Origin of the sequence: Kitasatospora sp. NPDC056783, assembly GCF_042789895.1 — a bacterium.
Lineage (GTDB): Bacteria > Actinomycetota > Actinomycetes > Streptomycetales > Streptomycetaceae > Kitasatospora.
This window is the reverse complement of the sequence record NZ_JBHUAF010000031.1, coordinates 1-18,561: the sequence shown is the minus strand read 5'-3', so window position 1 is coordinate 18,561 and position 18,561 is coordinate 1. Positions and strand designations below refer to the sequence as shown.

Genomic DNA, 18,561 nt, shown 5'->3' with positions numbered 1-18,561 from the left:
CGTTCATGTTCCTCACCGCGCAGCACCAGGGCGACCCGTCCACCCGGCTGCGCACCAGCTACGTGACCGCCTTCGACAGGTCCGCCATCTACGGCATCCCCGGTGAGCCCGACATCGTCGCCGTCCACCTGGAGCGTGACGACAGCGCCGACACCATCCGGGCTGCCATGACGACCGAAGCGCTGGTGCCGCTCGCCGAACGCTGGCTCATCTCCCGGGGAGCAGACCCCGAGCAACTCGCCCAGACCACGATCCCCATCCGCCCAGCCGACCCGCTCACCCGGCAGACCGAGGAATTCCTGCGTTCCTCCGGTGACCGCTTCACCGTGCGCGCCAGCTACACGGACGAGAGCGAGCCGTACGACATCTGGGTCATCGCGCAGGACACCGCCCCCTCCCCCGTTGAGGCCCCGATGCGGGTCTGGCACAACCGGCGGCAGGTCGGCGACGACACGTACACCCTCCGCGAGGGCGGTTTCGCCGACCTCGACGCCGCGTACGCGTGGACCCGGGACACCAGCGCCCCGCTTCCGCCCGTCACCTCGCCGAGCGCCCGCGCCGCCGCCGCCCGCCAGAGCACCGTCCCGGCCACCGGCAGGCCGCGCCTCAACCCGACGTCAGCTCAGCCGCCGCCCGGCCCCGGGCGTCCCCGCTCCCGTTGATTCCCTCCCCGACCACGTCACCCAGGGCCACCTTGATCGCGACATCACACATCCACGTCCAACCCGTCTACCTGGCCACCTCCGTCACCACGCCCATGCCCCACCACGGCTGGATGCAGCTGACGACACCGACGGCTGCCGGGCTTCCTGAAGACCGGCGCTCGGCGGCCGGCCTGCGGTTCGCCCACCCCGTACGGCTGCGCCCGGCCGCCACCACGACCGGCCCAGCCCCGGGCACCACCGGCCCCTCCAGGAACCGCCGGTGAACGACACCGCCTCCAGCGCAGCAGCCGGAACGCGACGAGCCGACCGCGATTCGGGGTCGGCAATGGCCGCCTTCACCCAGGCGCTCGCGCTTCGCCTGCCCGGCGAGTGGGTCGCCGACGTCATGGATCTGCCGACCACGACCGCCCGCACCACACTGCACGACCGGCTCTGGGACCTCGCCACCGCCGACTGGGCGCTGGGCGAGTTCAGGTACACCAGCGCCGGGGTCCTGCGCGGTCCGGCGGGCCGCGAACTGCTGGTGCTGCCCCGTCCCGTCCCCCACGCAGGGCAGTACATCGTCGCCCCGCTCCTGCCGATGGTGTTCGGCCGCACGACGGACGACGTCGAGCACCTCTCCCCGCACGGCATCACCGTCTCCCCCGATCCGGCCCGCGCTGCGGCAGCGGTGACCGGCCGGCTGCTCCCCCGCTACAACCGGGCAATCCGCAACGCCCTGCCGGACTTCTCCCCACCCACCGAACTACAGCCCTGGGGTAGCACCTTCTCCCCCTCCGAGCGCGATCCGGCCGTGCTGCGCGCCTCCGTCCTCGACGTGCTCGCCGTCGCCGAGTTCAGCGTGAACGACACGGCCGGTCTGGCAGAGGTCCTCCCCGGGGCCAGCGAGTACGTCTCCGGCTATGCCAGGGCACCGCTGGTCCACGCCGTGACAGTGCAGGCGCTGCTCTCCACTGCGGGACTCGGCAGCGTCTCCCCCCTCGACCCCGACACTCCGCTGCACCTTCGGAGCCTGTCCGCCCTTCCCCTGTCCGAACAGCAGCGCCTGCTGCGGCAGACCGCCGTACGCCTCGCCGAACCGCCAGCCACCTCAAGGTCGTCAGCTGCCCGCGTCCGCTCCGCCGCTCCTCCGCCGGCCGGCCCGGTCCGGCTGGCGCCATCGCCCCCGCCACCCATCGTGTTGCGCGGCGCCGCGCCGACGCGCTGAGCTCCTGCCCCTTCGACCCGCCCCTGGGAGACCACCATCCCCTCTTCTCCGGCTCCCGGCTCCGGTGTCGGCCTCGACATCTACCCGTACGGGCGCGCCGTGGCCCGTGAGGCCCTTCACGACGCCCATGTGCTGGCCGGGCGCGTGCCCGTCCTCGACCAGCTCGCCGCCACGGCCGCCCACCGCACCGAGCACGCCCCGCGCCTGGCCGCCGCCGCCCTCTCGGACGCGGCGTACCTGCTCGCGCACGCCGTCGACCCCAGCATCGAGCACGCGCTCGAATGGCGTGTCCCTCGCATCCTCGCGAACCTGGACCACGCTCCCGCGAAGGTGCGCGACAGCGCCTTCGCCAAGGCAAAGCGGGCGGCCGATCACGTCCCCGCCCTGCCGGACGCCAATGGGCGCTCGCCGGCTCCGCTGACCGGCCCGGCCCTCTCCTGGCCGGCCGACGACGCCCTGCGCGAGCAACTCGTCTACGCCGTCCACACCGGCCTGCGACTCGCGGAGATGCGGTACACCGGAACCGAGGTGAGCGACGACCGGTGGAAGCCAGGAGCCGTGTCGCTGCCCGAAGCCCTGCACGGGGTCAGCGCCGAGGCCTGCCGGCTTTTCGACCTCGACCCGCCGTGGGTGCCGTTCGTCGACGTCCAGGTGGCCCACGCCGTCGCCCGCGGCAACGAACTGCCGATCGGCGCAGGCCCGTTGGATGAACGGATCCCCTCCTACATGGCCCACGTCGTGCGGCTGGAGCCCATCACCCAGGCCGACACCCTGTCCGTGGCCCGCATGGACTTCGCCACCCGCAGCCTGGAGGAAGCAGCCGGCGGGCCCGGCCAGGCCCTGTCGGCCCGCGCGGTGGCCGCACGCCCCACTCAGGACCACGCGCCCGTCGGCCACGCTCCGGAGCCCGGCGTCACGAGCACCGGCATCGCCCCGGGGAACCGGAGAGCCCTGCGGTGACCTCCGACCCCCGCTCCCGGCTGGTCGGCATCGCGCCGCCCTACCTCGCCGGCGGCCCGGCCGACTACCAGGAGGTGCTGCACCTCCTGCGCCGCGACCACGGCTGGTTCGTCACCACCCACGGCCACGGCGTGCGGGCCCTCAGCCCATGCGGCCGGGTGAAGATCCACGAGGCCCGCTGGTCCACCAACGGGCCGGCGCTGATCCTGAGCGAGGAGGCTCCGGACAGCAGCCTCCTCTGGTACGCGACGATCAGCCGCCACACCCCAGTCGAGTTCGTCCTGCCCGCCGTCGCCGTCCTCGCCGCCGCGCTCCGCGACGGCCCCCAGACGCCCCACAGCCCGCCGAACGGCGACGCCGAAGTCGACTTCGAACGCTGGTCCCCCGCCCCGGGGTGGACGGTCACCTTCTCCGGCGAGGACTACCAGGTGCACGATCCGCCCGACACCCTGGCCAGCTTCGTCCTGCGCCGGCCCGGCCCGGGCGAGAGCAGCTTCCCGCGCCAACAGGAGCCCGGCTACAGCTTCTTCGGCGGCCCCGAGGACAGCCCCCACCACTGGAGCGCCGAGTTCTCACCCGGCTCCCCGCCCGCGGTAGTGGCCGCGATGTACCGCGCCGTCGCCGACCCCGCACCCGTGGTACGCCGCCCGGCCGAGGTCCCGCCGTTCCACTGGCCCCACGCCACGATCGTCCCGCTCGCCGCCCCCGCACCGGCCCGCAGGATCGCCGCCGCCACGCGCACCACCACCGCACCACCGCAGCCGCCGACGGTGAAGCCGGCCAAGGAGCCCGCCCAGAGCCCCGCTCGCCGCCGGACCCGATGACCCGAAAGGCCCGACCATCCGCACCACCTCCGAGTACATCGCCGTCGTCGAGACCGCGACCCGCGGCATCAAACAGGCCGCCGCCGACTGGGACGCCGTCAACGACGGCTTCTGCGACGCCGACGGCAACATCGTGGACACCGACGGCTGGGACACCGGCATCGTCGCCCGCGACCTGGCCGCCTGGCAGCACTACATGGAGCTCCTGCCGTGCGCGGCCGGCTTCCTGCTGCGGGTCGGCGCGGTGGCCACGGCCGACCCGCCCGACCCAAGGCTCCTCCACAGCAGGCGGGCGCTCAGCACCGCCTACCACTCCAGCTGGCGGCGGATCAACCACATGATCACCATGGCCCACGAACTCGACCACCCACTGACCGAGGAGATCGCCGCCGAGATCTGGCACGAGATGAACGAGTGGGCCGACCACGCCCCCGTCCTGGTGGACGCCTACCGCCGCCTCCACCCCGAACCCGGCCACGCCCTCGAACCGCGCTCGGCCGCAACGGCCCGCACCACCACCGCCCTGCCCGCGCCGACCCAAGCCCCAGCCGCCCACCCCGACGCCACCCGGCCCCCGCGAACACCTCGGAGAACACCCTGACTTCGTCCTTCCCCGGCACCGACGCGCCCACCGACCCGGACACCTGGCGCGAGTACTTCGTCTCGCCGCGCTACCTCGCGCCCGGCGCCGGCCTGCCCGACACCGCGATCGGCCATCTCGCCAACGCCCGCTGGCTCATGGGCGACGACCCCGTGGCCAACGTGTACCTCGCCTCGCCGGACCTTCGGATCCGGTTCGGCTTCCTCCCGGAGACTCCCGGCCCGCTGTGGAAGGCCACAGCCTCCCCCGACCCCTTCCACGGCGAACCGGCCTGGATCGTCACCATGGACGACAACACCCCCGCCGAGATCGTCGCCGACTTCACCACCGACCTCGTCACCGCCCACGCCGAGGGCCCCGAGCACTACCTGGCCGACACCTACCCGACCGACCTCGACGAGACCCTCGCCGCGGCGGGCTGGCGCACCGTCGAGGACGAGCGCCTCACCCACCTGCTGTGGCAGTCGCCTGACGGCTACGCCGAGGTCCACCACCTCCCAGGGGACCTGGACCCGAAGGCCGAACTCGCCGGCACCAAGGCCCGCTGGGTGATCAACGGAGGCACCGACGACGAACGCTGGTGGATCACCGCGTCCTCGGGGACGCCGACCCGCCTGGTGTCCTCCCTGTACGCCGCCGTCGTCAACCCGGCCCCCGTCCGCCGCTACGGCGCCGACCTGCGCACCCTGCCCGCACAGGCCACCGTCAAGCCGGTAGCCCCGGTCCGCGGCAACTCCCGTGCCCTGGCCGCACACGCAGGAAGCGCCCTCATCCGCTCGGCCCAACCCGCCAACACCGCCTCCCCGGCGCCGACGGCCTCCCCCGGCACGGAACACCGGACGTTCTCCCGATAGCTCCCCAACCACACACCCACGTCATCATGTTGCGCCCTCAGCCCGAGCCCCTGTCCGGCCAGCTCCGGGTTCTCTGAGGACACGAACGCCATGCTGTGCACCGGCAACTGACCCATCAGATTGAGTGTCGAGTCTTCGGCCTTCCCGATCTCGTCATACACCGACAGGCCCAGAACCGAACAACACGGAGAGATCCTGACCTCGCATCCTCTCGACTCCGTCGCCAACGTCAAGGCCAGCGCCGCGGCACCGCACGAACTCGCCGACCACCTCACCACCGCCGACACCGATCAGCTCGACCAACTCCTGGAACACCTCCATGAGTCGGCAGCGCCAGCAGAGCGCACCGCCCAGCCGTTCGTGTCGATCCGGCACACCAACACCGGCGAGATAACCACCACCAGGTACAACGCCGCCGCCCTGCGAATCTTGGTCCAGTCCGGTTTCGAGGAGACTCCTGGCTGCGCCTGCCCAGCAATGGAAACCAGCACGGACCGGACGCACGGGGCTGCTCGGCAGCCTGCGACCTGCTCGCCGCCCGCCACCCCATGCGCCTAGACCGAGCCCTCGGCCAGCCAGTGAGCCGACGGTACGTCCCTGTCGGGCACACCCGCGTCCACCAGCGACAAGACCTCCCGCGCCGAGGACGCCCGCGCCATCCCGGTCCAGCCGGGGGCCAGGGCACGGGCGATCCGGCCCGAGCACGTTCCGTGGGCGGACCGACCCGGTAGTCCTCCCGTCCCTGTCCCTCCGACAGCTGTCCCTGCCCACGTCGGTGACCGACAAGGGCATCCGGACCGTCTTCGAACCCACCGCAACCTCGCCGTGATCGCTGGTGCCCCTGCGCTGCTGGAGACCCCCTGAGCACCACCGACCCTGACCGTGTACCCCCTGCCGGGCCGGGCGCCGACGTCGGCACAGGCCCTGGTCCGCTCCGATAGCGGCCCGTCTTTCCAGCACATTGCCAACTCCGCACGCGAACTCGTTGAAGGATCCTCGCTTTGACCACACCCGGACCGCCCGTCACTTCAACACACGCCAGGCCGGGCGAGCTGCGGGCCAAGGTGGCCCGTCTGCTGGCCGACCGACCGGCGGACCCGCTCACCACCGGGGAAATATCCAAAGCGCTGGGCCACTCCCACGGTGCCGTCCAGCAAGCGGTCAACACCCTGGTGGTGCGCGGCGAGGCCGACCGGCTCGGCACCGGGAAGCAGTTCCGCGCGAACGCGAAGACGGCCGCAGCCGCGGCGGTCGCGGTGATCAGCCGACCGGGAACCCACTCTCCCCGCGCCGCTGCGGCCACGGCCCGCACGAGCGCTCCCGCAGCGAACACGCCGCCCAAGCAGGGCGGCGGCCCGATCCGCCGCGCGGGGGGCCAGCTCTACCACCCCCGAGAGCTGGCCGACTTGCCCGACGTCGAGGCGCTGAATCGCTTGCGCGATGCCGACGTGCCGGTGCTGCTCTACGGCCCGCCGGGCACCGGCAAGACGAGTTTGGTCGAGGCCGCGTTCCCTGACCTGATCACCGTCGCCGGCGACGGCGACACCACGGTCGGCGACCTGATCGGCGAGTACACGCAGGACGACGGCGGAGGCTATGTCTTCCGCTACGGTCCGCTGGTCACCGCGATGACCGAGGGCCGCGCCCTACTGATCGACGACGCCACCCTGATCTCCCCCATGGTGCTGGCCTCCCTCTACCCGGCCATGGACGGGCGCCGCCAGATCCAGGTCAAGGCCCACCGGGGCGAGACCATCAAGGCCGAGCCGGGCTTCTACGTGGTGGCGGGCCACAACCCCGGCGTCCACGGGGCGATCCTGACGGAGGCGCTGTCGTCCCGGTTCAGCGTGCAGATCCAGGTCGGCACGGACTACGACCTCGCCCTGGCCCTCAAAATCGATGCCCGGGTGGTCCGGGTCGCCCGCAACCTCGCCCGCCAAGTCGAACTCGGCGAAATGGGCTGGGCCCCCCAACTACGGGAACTGCTCAGCTACCAGCGGACCGAGGCGGTCCTCGGCACCAAGGCCGCACTCGCAAACCTGGTCGGCATCGCACCCACCGAGGACCGCGACGCCGTCGCCACCGCCGTCAGCAAGATCGCCGGCGTCACGCAGGTCGCGCCCCTCACCCTCGGCAGGCAGCTCTCCCCCGCGACCGCCTCAGCCGCCCGGCAGCCCCCAGGCAGCACCACACCCACGCTCCGGGGGCCCTCACGATGAGTACCCACCATCACGTCCAGTCCTCCGCCACCTCGCCCGACGACGACGCCGACCTCGCGCGCTGGGACGACGACGGCGCCCCGCCCGCACAGCCACCCTCCTCCCCGGCCGCGTGGCTGCGCGTGGGAGCCGAGCTCGGCGATCGGCTGGTCGCCCTGTCCGGCCGCCAGGACCTGCTCGTCACCTGCCGCCCCGGCACCCGCAGCGGCGCACCCGCAGCGTACTTCCCCGGCCTGGCGGAGATCGAGTTCGACTCCGGCCTGTTCGCCCCCCTCCAACCCCATGAGGTCCATCCACGGATCGTGGGCGACGAGGAACGCTATCCCGCCGCCTGGGGAGTGCTCGTCCACGAGGCCGCCCACGCGGCCCACTCCGCATGGACGGAGCCGTCCGACGCGGACCCCCGCGTCGTCGAGGCCGCGCTCCTGCTGGAGGAGAGCCGCGCCGAAGGCGCCCACCTGACCAGGCGGCCCGCCGACCGCACGTACCTGCGCACCAGTGCCCGGACCCTGGTCATGCCCGACATCGCCAACCCCCGCGTCCAGGGCGTCGAGCACGCCGCCAGCGTGGCGGCCCTGATCCTTGGCCGCCGGGACGCCGGCATCCTGGACGCCGGCGAAACCAGGGCCGTTGCCGACCTGTGCGAACGGGCGCTGGGCGCCGACCTGTTGGCCACCCTCACCGGCATCTGGACCGCAGCCCATCGGGCCTCCGACCACGACGCCACCACCATGCTTCAGCACGCTCAGGACTGGTGCGACGCTCTGGACACCGCTGCCCCCGCCCTGCCCATGCCGGAGGACCTCACCGATCTACTGTCCGCCGCTGCGACGGTCGTCATGGACAGCATGGACGCCAACGACGCCGCCGACCTCGCGGCACAAGCCGCCGCGAACAACGCCATCGCCGCGCGGTCCAAGGCGAAAGCCCAGAACCAGGCCCAGCAGGCCGGCCAGCGACGCAAGGCCGCCGCAATCGCGAAGTCGGTCTTCAACTCCGGCGGCACCACCGTCAGCCCCGACGGCACACCAGCGCCCTACGGCAACCCGATCACCGGCACCCGAAAACCCACTGCCGCCGAGCAGACCGCCGCCGCGCACCTCAGCCGCGCGCTGCGCGCCGCGGCCTTTCGTGAGCGGACCGAGGAGCGGACCACCAGCCCCACCCCACCCGGCCGCCTCAACATGCGCCAGGCCCTCGCCCGCGACGCCCAGCGTGCGGCAGGGTCGGTTCCCACTGCGCAGCCGTTCACCCACACCCGCCGCCGTCACTCTCCCGCCCCACCGCTGCGGGTGGGCATCGCCGTCGACGTCTCCGGCTCCATGTCGGCGGCCTGCAAGCCTATCGCGTCCGCCGCCTGGATCGTGGCCCGCGCAGCGGCCCTGACCGACCCCGACTCCCGCACCGCTACCATCGCCTACGACCATGACCTGACCGCGCTGATCCGGCCCACCCACCGGGCGCCAGAGCGCGTGGTGATGTTCGATGCCGACGGTGGCAACCACAACCTCGGCGCCGCCATCGACGCCCTGGACCACGGTCTCGACCTCAGCCGTCCCGGCGCCGGCCGCCTCCTCGTGATCGTCACCGATGCCCATTACATCGGCTCCGAAACCGCTCAGGCCGTCACCCGGATCAAACGCCTGACAGCCGCTGGCTGTGCCGTACTCCAGCTCACCCTCACCGCGGAATCCCTCCACCTGCCGGGAACCACCCTGCTCCACCTGCCTCGGCCCTCCAGTGCTCCCGCCGCCATCGCCAGGGCCGCCACCGACGCCATCCGCAAGACACGCTGAGACGCCGGCTGAGGCGTTGGGCTTGGTGTGGCAGACCTCGCCGCCAGTTTCGCCAACTTCACCGAGAATCCGCCGGGTTCATCTAGACAGGACGCCCCGGGCCGGGCCTGGGGGCGCTAGTCGTGCCCGGCGTTCTTGTTCGCCTCTGGCAGACGCCACAAACTACGCAAACAGACCATCGGCAAGGAACCATGGACACCTTCGACAGGAAGGTGATCCTCATGACCGTCACGGTCACCGCCCCCACCGTCCCCGGGCTCGTACAGGGCGGCCGCATCGAGCACCGGAAGTGGCTGACCGGCGAGGGCAGCCCCTACCTGATCAGCGACTTTCTGGCCCTCCACCAGTGGAGTTGGGTCGCCGACCCGCGCGGCAGCATCCACGCTGCGTCCCCCGACACGCGCGTCTACCTCGGTTACGCGCCCGACGACCCGGACGCGGACACCTGGACGATCGCGGTCACCGGCACCGCCCACGGCCCCGGCTGGAAGGCCACCTTCGACCGTCATGCACCGGTCGAGCTGGTCCTCGACCTGCTGACCGCCATGCACACTCGCACCACCCGCTGATCCAGAAGGGCTTGGCCATCACCACCGGCAGCAATACCAGCGAATCCGACATCACCCGGGACCTCACGTCCGCGCAGTACCTCGCCATCGCCGCAACCGTCTCCACCGCCGTCACCGCCGTGATCTGCGCGGGCCTCCATGAACCCCTGCTCGCCCTCGCAATGCTCCTGACCTGCCTCCAGCAGGTCACTCTCCAGATGAAGCTTCAGCGCCTCCAGCGCACCACGATCACCGCCTTCGCCGCCGGCCGCATTCCCCGCCAGCGCGACAAGTCCAACTGACCGCCGCCCCGGCACCGCCCCCCTCGTGCCCCCGTCGCCCAGGAGGCAGCACCCGTGAAGAGCACCGCCCGCCCCGGGAACAACCATCGGCTCAAGCTGTTCGGTCGGGTTGTCGTCATCGACGCTGCGGGTGCAACGGTCCACTACAGCGCCCGCTGAGCACCTGTCCGCCCCGGCAAAGAACGAAATTGCCGCTGCCCCCCCTTCCCCACGCCAGGGAAGGGGGGCAGCGTGCTGTTGGCCTAATAAGTGGCTGTTGTCTTTCCGGGCTTGAGAGCTGGGTTTCCGCTGGTCGGGCATATGGTCGGCGGCCTCGTGGCAGTGGTGACGTGTTGTGTCGTCGCTCGGGTGGAGGTCGGGATGCCGCCGGTCGTGGGGCTGCTGGAACAGCGCGAGCTCACCGCTCGCCGCCGCGTGGACGAGCTGCGTGAGGAGGCGGACCGCATCCACGCCGAGCTGGACATGGCCGAGCGGGAGTGGAAGGAGTGGGTTGTCGCCCGCTCGCGCGTCGGCGAGGTGCTGGCCTCGGGCGAGGCCGCCGGCGAGGACCTGCCGGCTCCCGCTGGACAGCGGGTTCGGTCCGAACAGGCTCACGCGGCGAAGTCGAAGTCCGTGGTGCCGGTCTGGCGCGCGGGGCTGTCCTGGTCGGCGCTGTCGGTGGACTACCAGCGCATCCTGCGGGCCCTCGCGGACCGGGACCGGCTCGGTCAAGGCCCGTTGACGTGCCAGGAGATGGCCGTCCGCTTCGGCCTGGACCCGGTGCCGGGGAAGGTGGAAGCCTTGCGGTCGAAGGCGAAGCGGCTGGTGGCCCGGGGCTGGGTGGTCGAGTCGGCGCCGGGCAGGTTCACGCTCGCGAAGGCCGTGGTCGGGTAAGGCGGCGCGTCATGAGTTGCGTCATCGACCAGTAGACCATCGCCTCTGCGCTGCCGATGGACCGTTCGAAGTCCCGCACGAGGCGGCGGCTTCGCATCAGGTGGGCGAAGAACCGCTCCACGATCCACCTCTTGGGCATTACGACGAAGCCCCGCATGTCGTCGCTGCGCTTGACGATGGCCAGCATCACGGCGAGAACGGCGAGGCTGTACTCGACGAGACTGCCGGTGTAGCCGCCGTCTGCCCAGGCCGGGGTCAGCCGGTGGTGTGCGGCGGCGACCCGGCCGAGCAGCACCTGGGCAGCGGCACGGTCGCCGACGTCTGCGGCCGTGACCATCACCCCGAGCGGCAGTCCGAGCGTGTCGACCACGACGTGCCGCTTGCGGCCGTTGATCAGCTTGCCGCCGTCAAAGCCGCGGCTGTCGGCGCCGACGACGGCGTCGGCCTTGACCGACTGGGAGTCGATCACGCCCGCGCTCGGCTCCGGATCCCGCCCGGCCTGTTCACGAACCTGGCGGCGGAGCCGGTCGTGGAACTCTTTGACCAGGCCGTGGTCGCGCCAGCGGCGGAAGAACGCGTAGACGCGGTCCCACGGTGGGAAGTCGATCGGGATGGCTCTCCACTTCGTGCCGTTGTCGACGAGGTGGCGGATCGCGTCGAGTATCGCGCGGTGGCGGTACGCCTCGGGCTGGCCGCCTCGGCCGCGAAGCCAGCCCGGCACCGGCAGCAGCGGCCTGGTCACTTCCCACTCGGCGTCCGACATGTCGGACGGGTATCGGCGCTCGCGGACCGCGTGGTCGCCGGCGTTCCCGAACCTGTGAGCCAGGCAGTCACACGCGAGAGTGGCCGCAGTGGACCTCGCCTCCGCGATGCCGTGGAAATACGACAACAGGGCCTCCTGGAAAGCTCGTTGGTATAGACACCCACTGAGCTACCAAGAGGCCCTGCCTTCATGCCGCACGGCCGCCACGGTCACCCGATCGGGCTCATCGCGGGAAGCGGCCGGTACACGCCTGGGGTACGCGCGCACTGCGCCTTTCCGGCGTGTACCGGTAGTCGACCGTCCGATGAGCCCCCTTCTGCCCGGCGGTGGTGTACGGCCGCGGGGCTGCGGGGCCGGCCGCGGCCGGGGCTGTCGGTTCCCGGAGTTCAGTCTGCCGGGGGTTCGTCGGCGATGAGGTCCAGGAGTTGGTCGGGGGTGAGGGTGGCGAGGTCGACGGAGCGGTCGGCGTGGACAAGTCGTGCCGTCGTCTGCTCGCTGGAGAGCTGTCGGGCTCGTTCGATGAGTTCGCCGGCGCGGCGGCGCTTGCGGATGCGATCGGCGATGTCGGCGACCGCGAGTACGGCGGAGGGCACCGACAGGAGCAGTGACGCCACCGCCACGGGGTCGACGCCCTTGGTGTCCGGGCCAGTCGCCCTTGCGGGCGGCGCAGTGGCACCAGCGGGGTGGCCCCAGCTGGCGGAGACCGCCGCGATGCTCTCCCGGGCGGCTTCGGCTTCCGGGCCGAAAAACTCGATGATCATGATTCCTCGTCTTCGTCGCTGATGGTTTCCATGAGTTCGTCAGCCTCGGACACGATGTCTTCTGCGCCGATCACAGCGGCAGCGGCCCGGCACTCCTGGAGTACTTGTCGGGCCTGGGCGCGTGCACCCTCGGCCAGCATCACCACTCCCAGAGCGATCCCGACGACCGCGATACCGTCCAGCCGTCGCAGTTTCAGGAAGTGCTGGAACGAGGTGACCAGTCTCGGCACTACTGCCCGGAGGTCCCCACGGTCCAGGTCGATTCGGTCCAGGTCGATTCGGGCCAGGTCCCAGTTCGCTGCTGCGATGCCGTGGATGTCGCCGAGCCGTGCATGGACTTCCAGCCGCTTCAGGTGTAGCTCAACGGCTTCGTCGACCTCTCCGCGCTGCTGCAGGACGTCTGCGATCTTGCCCCAGGTGACCGCGACGGAGCGGGTGTCGCCGATCCGTTCGAAGGCTGGCAGTTCGACCTCGCGGCGGATCCGCAGGGCCTCCTCGACCTCCCCGCGCTTCTGCAGGACGTCCGCGATCTTGCCCCAGGTGACCGCGGCTTCGCGGGTGTCGCCGATCCGCTCGTACGCCGGCAGTTGGACCTCGCGGCGGATCCGCAGGGCCTCCTCGACCTCCCCGCGCTGCTGCAGGACGTCCGCGATCTTGCCCCAGGTGACCGCGGCTTCGCGGGTGTCGCCGAGGTCGGTGAACAGTTCCCGGGCCTGGTGGAGCAGGCTCTCGGCCTGTCTGGTCTCGCCGCGGGTGAGCAGGCGGCTGGCGTGGTCGTGGAGGACTGCCGCGTGGTCTGCCTGGTCGGTGTGCTGCTGGTTGGTCTGGATCTGCTGGACGGCGCGGCGCAGGAGGGTGTCGGCACAGTCGCCGTCGCCGCTGGTGACAGCCGCGTCGGCGACTGTGCGGAGCAGGGTCAGGGGGACCAGGTGGTGGTGGCGGTCGAGGAGGGCGATGGCGTCGTGGCCGAGTTCGGCGGCGTCGGAGGCAGAGCCCCAGTGCAGGGCGGACACGGCCGCGGCGGCGCAGTCGGCGGTGATGGCGGGGTGGTCGGCGTCCAGTGCGAGGCGGGTCAGTTGCAGGTCCAGGTCGCTGCCGCGCCGGGTGCGGGGTGCGGGGCCGCCCCATCGGGTGTGGAGCGCCTCGACAGCCAGGGCGGCCAGGGCGGTGCGCTCGTCGGGGCTGAGGGGGGCCAGGTGTCCGGCGGCGAGGGCGTTGACGGCCACGGCGGTCACAGGCCAGTGGTAGTCGTCCGCGAAGGCGTCCAGGAGGCCGAGGCCGCGCAGGCGGGCCGCTGACCCGCCGACTGCTTCGGCGAGGGTGTCGACGACGAGTTGCGGGACGGGGAGGGTGAACAGGGTGCAGGCCCGCAGCAGGTCGCGGTGAGCCGGGCCGGCCTGCTGGAGGAGGGTGTCCAGGGCCAGGTTCTCCAGGAACACGGACAGGTCGGGGTCGCTGGCCGGGGCGCCTTGGCTCAGGTACGCCTCCATCGCGGCGACGGCGGCCTCGGCGCGGGCCAGGTCGACCTGTGCGCCGTAGACCAGGCGCAGCACGATGAGGTCCTGGAGGCCGGGGTTGCCGCGGCTGACGTCCATGGCGCGTCGGGCCAGGTCTGTTCGTCGGGCCGGTTCGGTGTCCGGGGTTCGGTTCTCGGTGGTGGCGAGGTCGTGCTGGCGGCGGTGGAGTTTGTGCTGGGCGGCGGGGGACAGTGGTTGGAGCTGGACCGGTTCCAGGCGGCTTTCCAGGCCGTCGAGGGTGAAGGTGTAGCGGCTGGTGAGGACGAGTCGGCTGTCGGTGGTGGCCGGGTCGAACGCGGCCAGGACGTCGGCGAGCACCTGGGCGGCCCCGTCGTGCAGGCGGTGCGGGCCGTCGGGGTCGGCGGTCAGGACCTGTTCGAGGTCGTCGATGACCAGCAGGAGAGGCCGGCGGGTGCCCTGGGCCTGGGCGCAGGGTCCGGTCAGCAGGTCGACCAGGAGCGCTCTGAAGCGGTCCGGGTGTTCGCGGACGTCGGCGCGGCGGTCCCGTAGCAGGTCGCGGGCGTCGGGGTGGGGTTCGACGGCGGTGGCGATGGCGTCGAGGACCGCCGCGCGGGTGTAGTCGCCGAAGACGACCGCGACGGCCCGCTCGGGGAGGCGGTCGGCGATCCGGGCGGCCAGGCTCGACTTGCCCAGCCTGCCCTGCCCGTGGAGCAGCACGCCCCCGTGCCGGCGTCCGCGCAGGGCCCGCAGGGCCTGCTGGAGTTCGGGGCGGCGGCCGACGAACATGCCGGCTGCCGCGACCGGGACGTCGTGCTTGCTGCCCAGGAACGCCGTGGTGGCGTGGTGCGCGGGCACCATCCGGCGCTTGACGGTTCCCGCGACCAGCGGGCCGCCGCCCGCCGGCCCCAGCCACAGCCGTGCCAGGTGCCAGTCGGCGCGCACGTGCTCGTCGGGGGACTCCAGTAGCTCGCGGCGGGCGGCGGCCACCGCCTCCGCAACGGCGGCGCGGCGGCCGAGCCGGGCGTAGAGGTGCTCGGCGAAGAGGGTGGCGGCCCGGTCGCCGACCGAGCCGTCCCAGCCGATCACCGCCGGGATCCCGGCGGCCACCAGTTCCGTGGCCAGCGAGTGCGCCACCGCCGCCCCCGCACCCGCGCCCTCCGCGCCGCGGCGTCCGGCGCCCGCGGGCAGGTGCCCGGCGACGTCCGCGCCGGTGGCCGTCAGGCAGGCCGACACGAACACCAGCCGCGGCTTCGGCGTCAGCAGGCCTACCAGTTCCCTCGCTCTGGTCGGGCGCCCCTGTCCCAGGTCGTCCTCCAGCAGCAGGACCGGCATGGCGGCAGCCTCCGGGCTCTCGCGCCAGTTGTGCAGTCCGTGGCACGACAGGTGAACCACCGGCATACCTCCGAGCTCCGCCAGCCGCATCCCCAGCCGCTCCGGGGTGCCCGAGTCCTCGACGACCAGGTCCAGGCCCGTCTCCCCGACGGCCCCGAGGATCGCCAACTCCTCTGCCTCGTAGTCGAGTTCGTGCTGGCTGCGGGGGGCGGAGGCCATGAACGCGACCCCGAGCCGCCGGTCGTCCAGCGGATCCGCCGGGCCCGGGCGGCCGAGCCGCCGCGCCACCGCGAACTGCTCGGGCTCCTCGACGAGGAACCCGCCGCCGGGAGTGGCCAGCAGCTCGACGGGGGCCCGCAACAGTGCCCACTCCGCGGCCGACGGCCTCCTCGGCCCCCGGACCTCGAACAGCACCGGCGCCGCTGCCTCGTCCAGCAGCCGCGTCAGCCATCGGCGGTCCCCGTCCAGCCACCCGTACAACTCGCGCCCCAGCGCGAGCAGCACCTCCCGCCGGGAACCACCACGCACCGCGTCCACGTACCGGCCCGCCACCCCGGTCAACCAGTCGACATCGGACTCCCGCAGCAGCCTGCGCGAACCCAGCCACTCACCCCCGACAATCAGCTCGAACCCGTCGTCCTCCACCACCAGCCCAGTGATTATCCCGCACCCCCACATCGCACCCGGCCCGCACCCCCAGCGTGCATATTCCCACCCGGACAGCCGCGTTGGATACCGAACACCGTTTCCGCTGGCTGGATCGTGCCCCAGGAGCCGGGTAGGGAAGCCCCATCCCTACCCGGCTCATGCCTCGTCCCCCAAGGGATCGGCTCACGGCCGACAGGCAGCTTGTCCGATGCAGGACGCCAGTTCGATCAATGCCCCTCAAGATCGGAACGACAACAGCCACTAAGCGGTCGTCACCGATGCCCCAGCCACCACAGTGCGCCGCTGACGGCCGCCGCACCCACCGCCGACGACGCACCTCTCAGCACGCTGACGCCAGCAATCCGCAGGTACCGCCGCCATCGGACTTCAGCCGCCCTCCGACGCGCCCCGCGCCCGCCACGGACATGTCCCGCGCTGATCGATTCTGTCCCCATCTCCCGCCCCTCCTGTGCCTGTTGGATCCGCATGCCGGTCGTTCCGGCTTCGCGTCTCCAATCGAAGCAAGTCGCGTTCCGTCCAAACCGGGGGAACATCGGGGGGTTCTACGGCGGGCGGACACTACAGCAGGCCGCGGTACACCGCCTGGTGTTCGCAGCAGACCGGCCGGAGCAGACGCGGCCTCATTACGTTCGGTTCATGGCCAGAACTTCTCCCAGTCCCGCCGACCGTCGGTTGATCGACCTCGCGGCGCAGCACGGCGCCGAGGTGTCGGCGCGCCATCTCGAACGCTGGCGTAGCCGTCCGAACCCTCTGCTCCCGCCTCACCACCGGGACTACCCCGGTCGCCCCTCGGGTGGCAGCTCCTCGACGGCGGACGAGCAGTTGGTGGAGCTGGTGGTCTGGCTCGCCCAGAACCGCCGACGGGGCGCCGACCGCAGCCACCTCGCGCTGAGGGCCTTCGGCGCCGGCATGCCCGTGCCCGAGGAGACCGTTCGCCACGCCTTCGCTCGTCCGGCCCAGGACCTGGCCGAGCAACTGCGCCGCGACTTCGGTCCCATGCCGGTGGACGGTGATCTTCAGGAGTGGGTGTACGACGGCGCGGCCGACCTTGCCGGTGCCCGGGAGCGTCGCCTTACCGCAGTGCAGCGCCGCGTCCAGGCGATTGATCGGCGGGTCCGGGCGAGGCCGGATCTCGCCCGGGGGTGGCAGCTCGCCACCGAACTCGCCCCGGGAGTAGCCGAATCCGACCCGCTGGACAGGGCCGGCGTTCTGTTCCACTCGGCGGTCGCAGCCATGGCCGGCCCCGGCGAGATGACCCCCGGTACGCTCGCCCGGGCGGCCCGCGGCTTCGTCGCGGACGGCACCCCGCAGTGGGCCGCCCACCTGCTGGAGACCGACCCCCGAGAACCGCTGGCGGCCCTGGCAGCCGCACCCCGGCATCAGCTCCCGGGCCTACCTGCCGACAGCGTCGCCAACCACCTCTACACCGTAGCCCGGGTGGCCCCGATCGAGCGGCTGAGGGCAGCCTGGGTAGCAGCCGGGAAGATTCCCGGCTGGGCAGAGGCCAGCTGCGCGGCCGTCGAGGCTGAGCTGTCCACCGGTCAACCGGCAGAGGCCACCTGGCAATGGGCGATGGGCATGGTCTTCGGGGCCACGCGAGCCTTCCTGCTGACCGGTCTGTCCGAGCCGAACCCGACGCTGGCGGAGCTGACCGTCACCGCCGTACAGCTGGTCTTCATGGCCGACGCATTCAACACCACGCTCGCGGACACCGACGACGACGGCCGGGAGGCGATGAGGCGGCTGGCCCCGCCTTTCCTCCTCGCCCTGCTCACCGTGAAGTAGCCGGCGTCTCGGGCCTCGCCCCGCCGTCGCGATGGTCGTCCAGGACCGTCAGGTGTTCCTGATCTGTCGTCGCAACGGCGAGGGTCATCCGCTGTGGCAGCTCCCCGTCGGAACCTTGGATTTCGAGGAGGCGCCGCACGACATCGCCGTCCGCGAGGCCCGGGAGGAGACCGGTCTCGACGTCACCTTCTCCAAGTCCAGGGAACGTCTCGACGTTGGCCGACACCTGCTCTACGTGGCCGCGGAAGGCCGGGGCCGGTTGACCAGCACCCTTGATGAACCCCCAGGCCGAGGCCGTCTGCGGCATCCGGTGAAGGATTCATCGGAAGCCATGCCGCGCGTTACGAGAAGTACGTCCCACGGAGGAGCCCGTCGAAGCCCAGGCCTTGGTACATCTCCTCGAAGGAGTCCCACGTGCGCTCCTCGAAGGAATCGTCCCGGGCCTCGGCGATGTCGCTCGCCTCCAGGTCTGCCTCACGCCATTCGTGGGCGCAACGGCAGCGCACGAAGACCAGGTTCGGGTGCACGTAGATCAGGAGCCAGTCGCGGGTCGCCTGGCACTGGGCGCAGGAGATAAGCATGCCGCGCGGGCTCAGGGGGTTGGGGTGCGGGACGGCGAGCGTACTCGGGGCGGGTTCGGCTGGCTGCGAGTCTTGGCCGTAGCGGAAGTTGGTGAAGTTGGGTTGGTCGTCGCCGCGGTCGAACAGGCTCAAGGAGCCCCCCTTGCTCTCGTGATGTATGGGATAGAACATCCCATATCGAGAACTTTGTTCCCTTTTGTCCGATTTGCGAATGTTGGCTCGATCACACCCGGCGCCCGCCGACGTGGAGCTGGCCGGTACCCGCGCAGTTGACTTGCGCTGCCCTGAGGCCTCACCCCTGCTACGACGAAGGCCGGGTCCGGCGCGCGGTGAGCGCCGGACC

18 protein-coding genes and 1 pseudogene are annotated in these 18,561 nt (G+C 71.8%); 15 read left to right on the top strand and 4 right to left on the bottom strand.

All coding sequences use genetic code 11. The features are described from left to right. Positions 1-5 precede the first annotated feature (5 nt). The 13 genes from ACFRMQ_RS07600 (at position 6) to ACFRMQ_RS07540 (ending at position 10,849) form a co-directional block, all read left to right on the top strand. Positions 6-662 carry a hypothetical protein gene (locus ACFRMQ_RS07600; RefSeq protein ID WP_380728014.1) on the top strand — a complete coding sequence of 219 codons (657 nt, stop codon included), beginning with the start codon at positions 6-8 and terminating at the stop codon, positions 660-662. A gap of 32 nt (positions 663-694) precedes the next feature. Beyond that, on the top strand, positions 695-928 hold the full coding sequence (locus ACFRMQ_RS07595) for a hypothetical protein (RefSeq protein WP_380728012.1): 234 nt from the start codon (positions 695-697) through the stop codon (positions 926-928). A gap of 62 nt (positions 929-990) precedes the next feature. After that, positions 991-1,872: a hypothetical protein gene (locus ACFRMQ_RS07590; protein ID WP_380728010.1), complete on the top strand. Its 882-nt coding sequence runs from the start codon at positions 991-993 to the stop codon at positions 1,870-1,872. A 99-nt stretch (positions 1,873-1,971) separates the two neighbouring features. Then, entirely contained in the window at positions 1,972-2,832 is an 861-nt protein-coding gene (locus ACFRMQ_RS07585; protein ID WP_380728008.1) for a hypothetical protein, read from the top strand. Continuing rightward, the gene (locus tag ACFRMQ_RS07580) at positions 2,829-3,656 is read left to right on the top strand and encodes a hypothetical protein (protein WP_380728006.1); all 828 of its coding nucleotides are present in this window, start codon (positions 2,829-2,831) and stop codon (positions 3,654-3,656) included. The genes ACFRMQ_RS07585 and ACFRMQ_RS07580 overlap by 4 nt, the downstream gene beginning before the upstream one ends. 133 nt (positions 3,657-3,789) lie before the next feature. Then, positions 3,790-4,257, top strand: coding sequence for a hypothetical protein (locus ACFRMQ_RS07575; protein ID WP_380728005.1), 468 nt, complete (start codon positions 3,790-3,792; stop codon positions 4,255-4,257). Between the two features lie 137 nt (positions 4,258-4,394). Next, positions 4,395-5,111 (top strand): DUF317 domain-containing protein, encoded by a 717-nt coding sequence (locus ACFRMQ_RS07570; protein WP_380728003.1) that lies wholly within the window; start codon positions 4,395-4,397, stop codon positions 5,109-5,111. A 360-nt stretch (positions 5,112-5,471) separates the two neighbouring features. Beyond that, entirely contained in the window at positions 5,472-5,669 is a 198-nt protein-coding gene (locus ACFRMQ_RS07565) for a hypothetical protein (RefSeq protein ID WP_380728054.1), read from the top strand. Between the two features lie 506 nt (positions 5,670-6,175). Then, positions 6,176-7,330: an AAA family ATPase gene (locus ACFRMQ_RS07560; protein ID WP_380728051.1), complete on the top strand. Its 1,155-nt coding sequence runs from the start codon at positions 6,176-6,178 to the stop codon at positions 7,328-7,330. Then, a complete protein-coding gene (locus tag ACFRMQ_RS07555; RefSeq protein WP_380728001.1) occupies positions 7,327-9,126 on the top strand; it encodes a VWA domain-containing protein in 1,800 nt (599 codons plus the stop codon). The genes ACFRMQ_RS07560 and ACFRMQ_RS07555 overlap by 4 nt, the downstream gene beginning before the upstream one ends. 191 nt (positions 9,127-9,317) lie before the next feature. After that, positions 9,318-9,695, top strand: a complete 378-nt coding sequence (locus ACFRMQ_RS07550) for a DUF317 domain-containing protein (RefSeq protein WP_380727999.1) — start codon at positions 9,318-9,320, stop codon at positions 9,693-9,695. Positions 9,696-9,706: 11 nt separating this feature from the next. After that, positions 9,707-9,976 carry a hypothetical protein gene (locus ACFRMQ_RS07545; RefSeq protein ID WP_380727997.1) on the top strand — a complete coding sequence of 90 codons (270 nt, stop codon included), beginning with the start codon at positions 9,707-9,709 and terminating at the stop codon, positions 9,974-9,976. Positions 9,977-10,336: 360 nt separating this feature from the next. After that, positions 10,337-10,849: a hypothetical protein gene (locus ACFRMQ_RS07540; RefSeq protein WP_380727995.1), complete on the top strand. Its 513-nt coding sequence runs from the start codon at positions 10,337-10,339 to the stop codon at positions 10,847-10,849. Here ACFRMQ_RS07540 and ACFRMQ_RS07535 read toward each other — a convergent pair. The 3 genes from ACFRMQ_RS07535 to ACFRMQ_RS07525 form a co-directional block, all read right to left on the bottom strand. Further along, complete coding sequence (locus ACFRMQ_RS07535; protein WP_380727993.1) at positions 10,821-11,612, bottom strand: IS5 family transposase; 792 nt, start codon at positions 11,610-11,612, stop codon at positions 10,821-10,823. The genes ACFRMQ_RS07540 and ACFRMQ_RS07535 overlap by 29 nt on opposite strands. Positions 11,613-11,998: 386 nt before the next feature. Beyond that, positions 11,999-12,373, bottom strand: coding sequence for a hypothetical protein (locus ACFRMQ_RS07530; protein ID WP_380727991.1), 375 nt, complete (start codon positions 12,371-12,373; stop codon positions 11,999-12,001). Beyond that, positions 12,370-15,831 (bottom strand): CHAT domain-containing protein, encoded by a 3,462-nt coding sequence (locus tag ACFRMQ_RS07525; RefSeq protein WP_380727989.1) that lies wholly within the window; start codon positions 15,829-15,831, stop codon positions 12,370-12,372. Before ACFRMQ_RS07525 ends, ACFRMQ_RS07530 begins: the two co-directional genes overlap by 4 nt. A 657-nt stretch (positions 15,832-16,488) precedes the next feature. Between ACFRMQ_RS07525 and ACFRMQ_RS07520 the strand changes: the two genes are divergently transcribed. Further along, complete coding sequence (locus ACFRMQ_RS07520; protein ID WP_380727987.1) at positions 16,489-17,637, top strand: hypothetical protein; 1,149 nt, start codon at positions 16,489-16,491, stop codon at positions 17,635-17,637. 31 nt (positions 17,638-17,668) lie between these two features. Beyond that, a pseudogene (locus ACFRMQ_RS07515) lies at positions 17,669-17,773 on the top strand (hypothetical protein); the annotation flags it as partial. 205 nt (positions 17,774-17,978) lie between these two features. Here the strand turns inward: ACFRMQ_RS07515 and ACFRMQ_RS07510 are convergent. Continuing rightward, entirely contained in the window at positions 17,979-18,350 is a 372-nt protein-coding gene (locus ACFRMQ_RS07510) for a hypothetical protein (protein WP_380727985.1), read from the bottom strand. Positions 18,351-18,561 lie beyond the last annotated feature (211 nt).

What these genes read in the sequence shown, in the direction of transcription:
- ACFRMQ_RS07600 (WP_380728014.1), top strand. Translation starts at nt 6, where the DNA reads ATGTTCCTCACCGCGCAGCACCAGGGCGACCCGTCCACCCGGCTGCGC.
- ACFRMQ_RS07590 (WP_380728010.1), top strand. Translation starts at nt 991, where the DNA reads ATGGCCGCCTTCACCCAGGCGCTCGCGCTTCGCCTGCCCGGCGAGTGG.
- ACFRMQ_RS07570 (WP_380728003.1), top strand. Translation starts at nt 4,395, where the DNA reads ATGGGCGACGACCCCGTGGCCAACGTGTACCTCGCCTCGCCGGACCTT.
- ACFRMQ_RS07555 (WP_380728001.1), top strand. Translation starts at nt 7,327, where the DNA reads ATGAGTACCCACCATCACGTCCAGTCCTCCGCCACCTCGCCCGACGAC.
- ACFRMQ_RS07550 (WP_380727999.1), top strand. Translation starts at nt 9,318, where the DNA reads ATGGACACCTTCGACAGGAAGGTGATCCTCATGACCGTCACGGTCACC.
- ACFRMQ_RS07540 (WP_380727995.1), top strand. Translation starts at nt 10,337, where the DNA reads ATGCCGCCGGTCGTGGGGCTGCTGGAACAGCGCGAGCTCACCGCTCGC.
- ACFRMQ_RS07535 (WP_380727993.1), bottom strand. Translation starts at nt 11,612, where the DNA reads ATGTCGGACGCCGAGTGGGAAGTGACCAGGCCGCTGCTGCCGGTGCCG.
- ACFRMQ_RS07530 (WP_380727991.1), bottom strand. Translation starts at nt 12,373, where the DNA reads ATGATCATCGAGTTTTTCGGCCCGGAAGCCGAAGCCGCCCGGGAGAGC.
- ACFRMQ_RS07520 (WP_380727987.1), top strand. Translation starts at nt 16,489, where the DNA reads ATGGCCAGAACTTCTCCCAGTCCCGCCGACCGTCGGTTGATCGACCTC.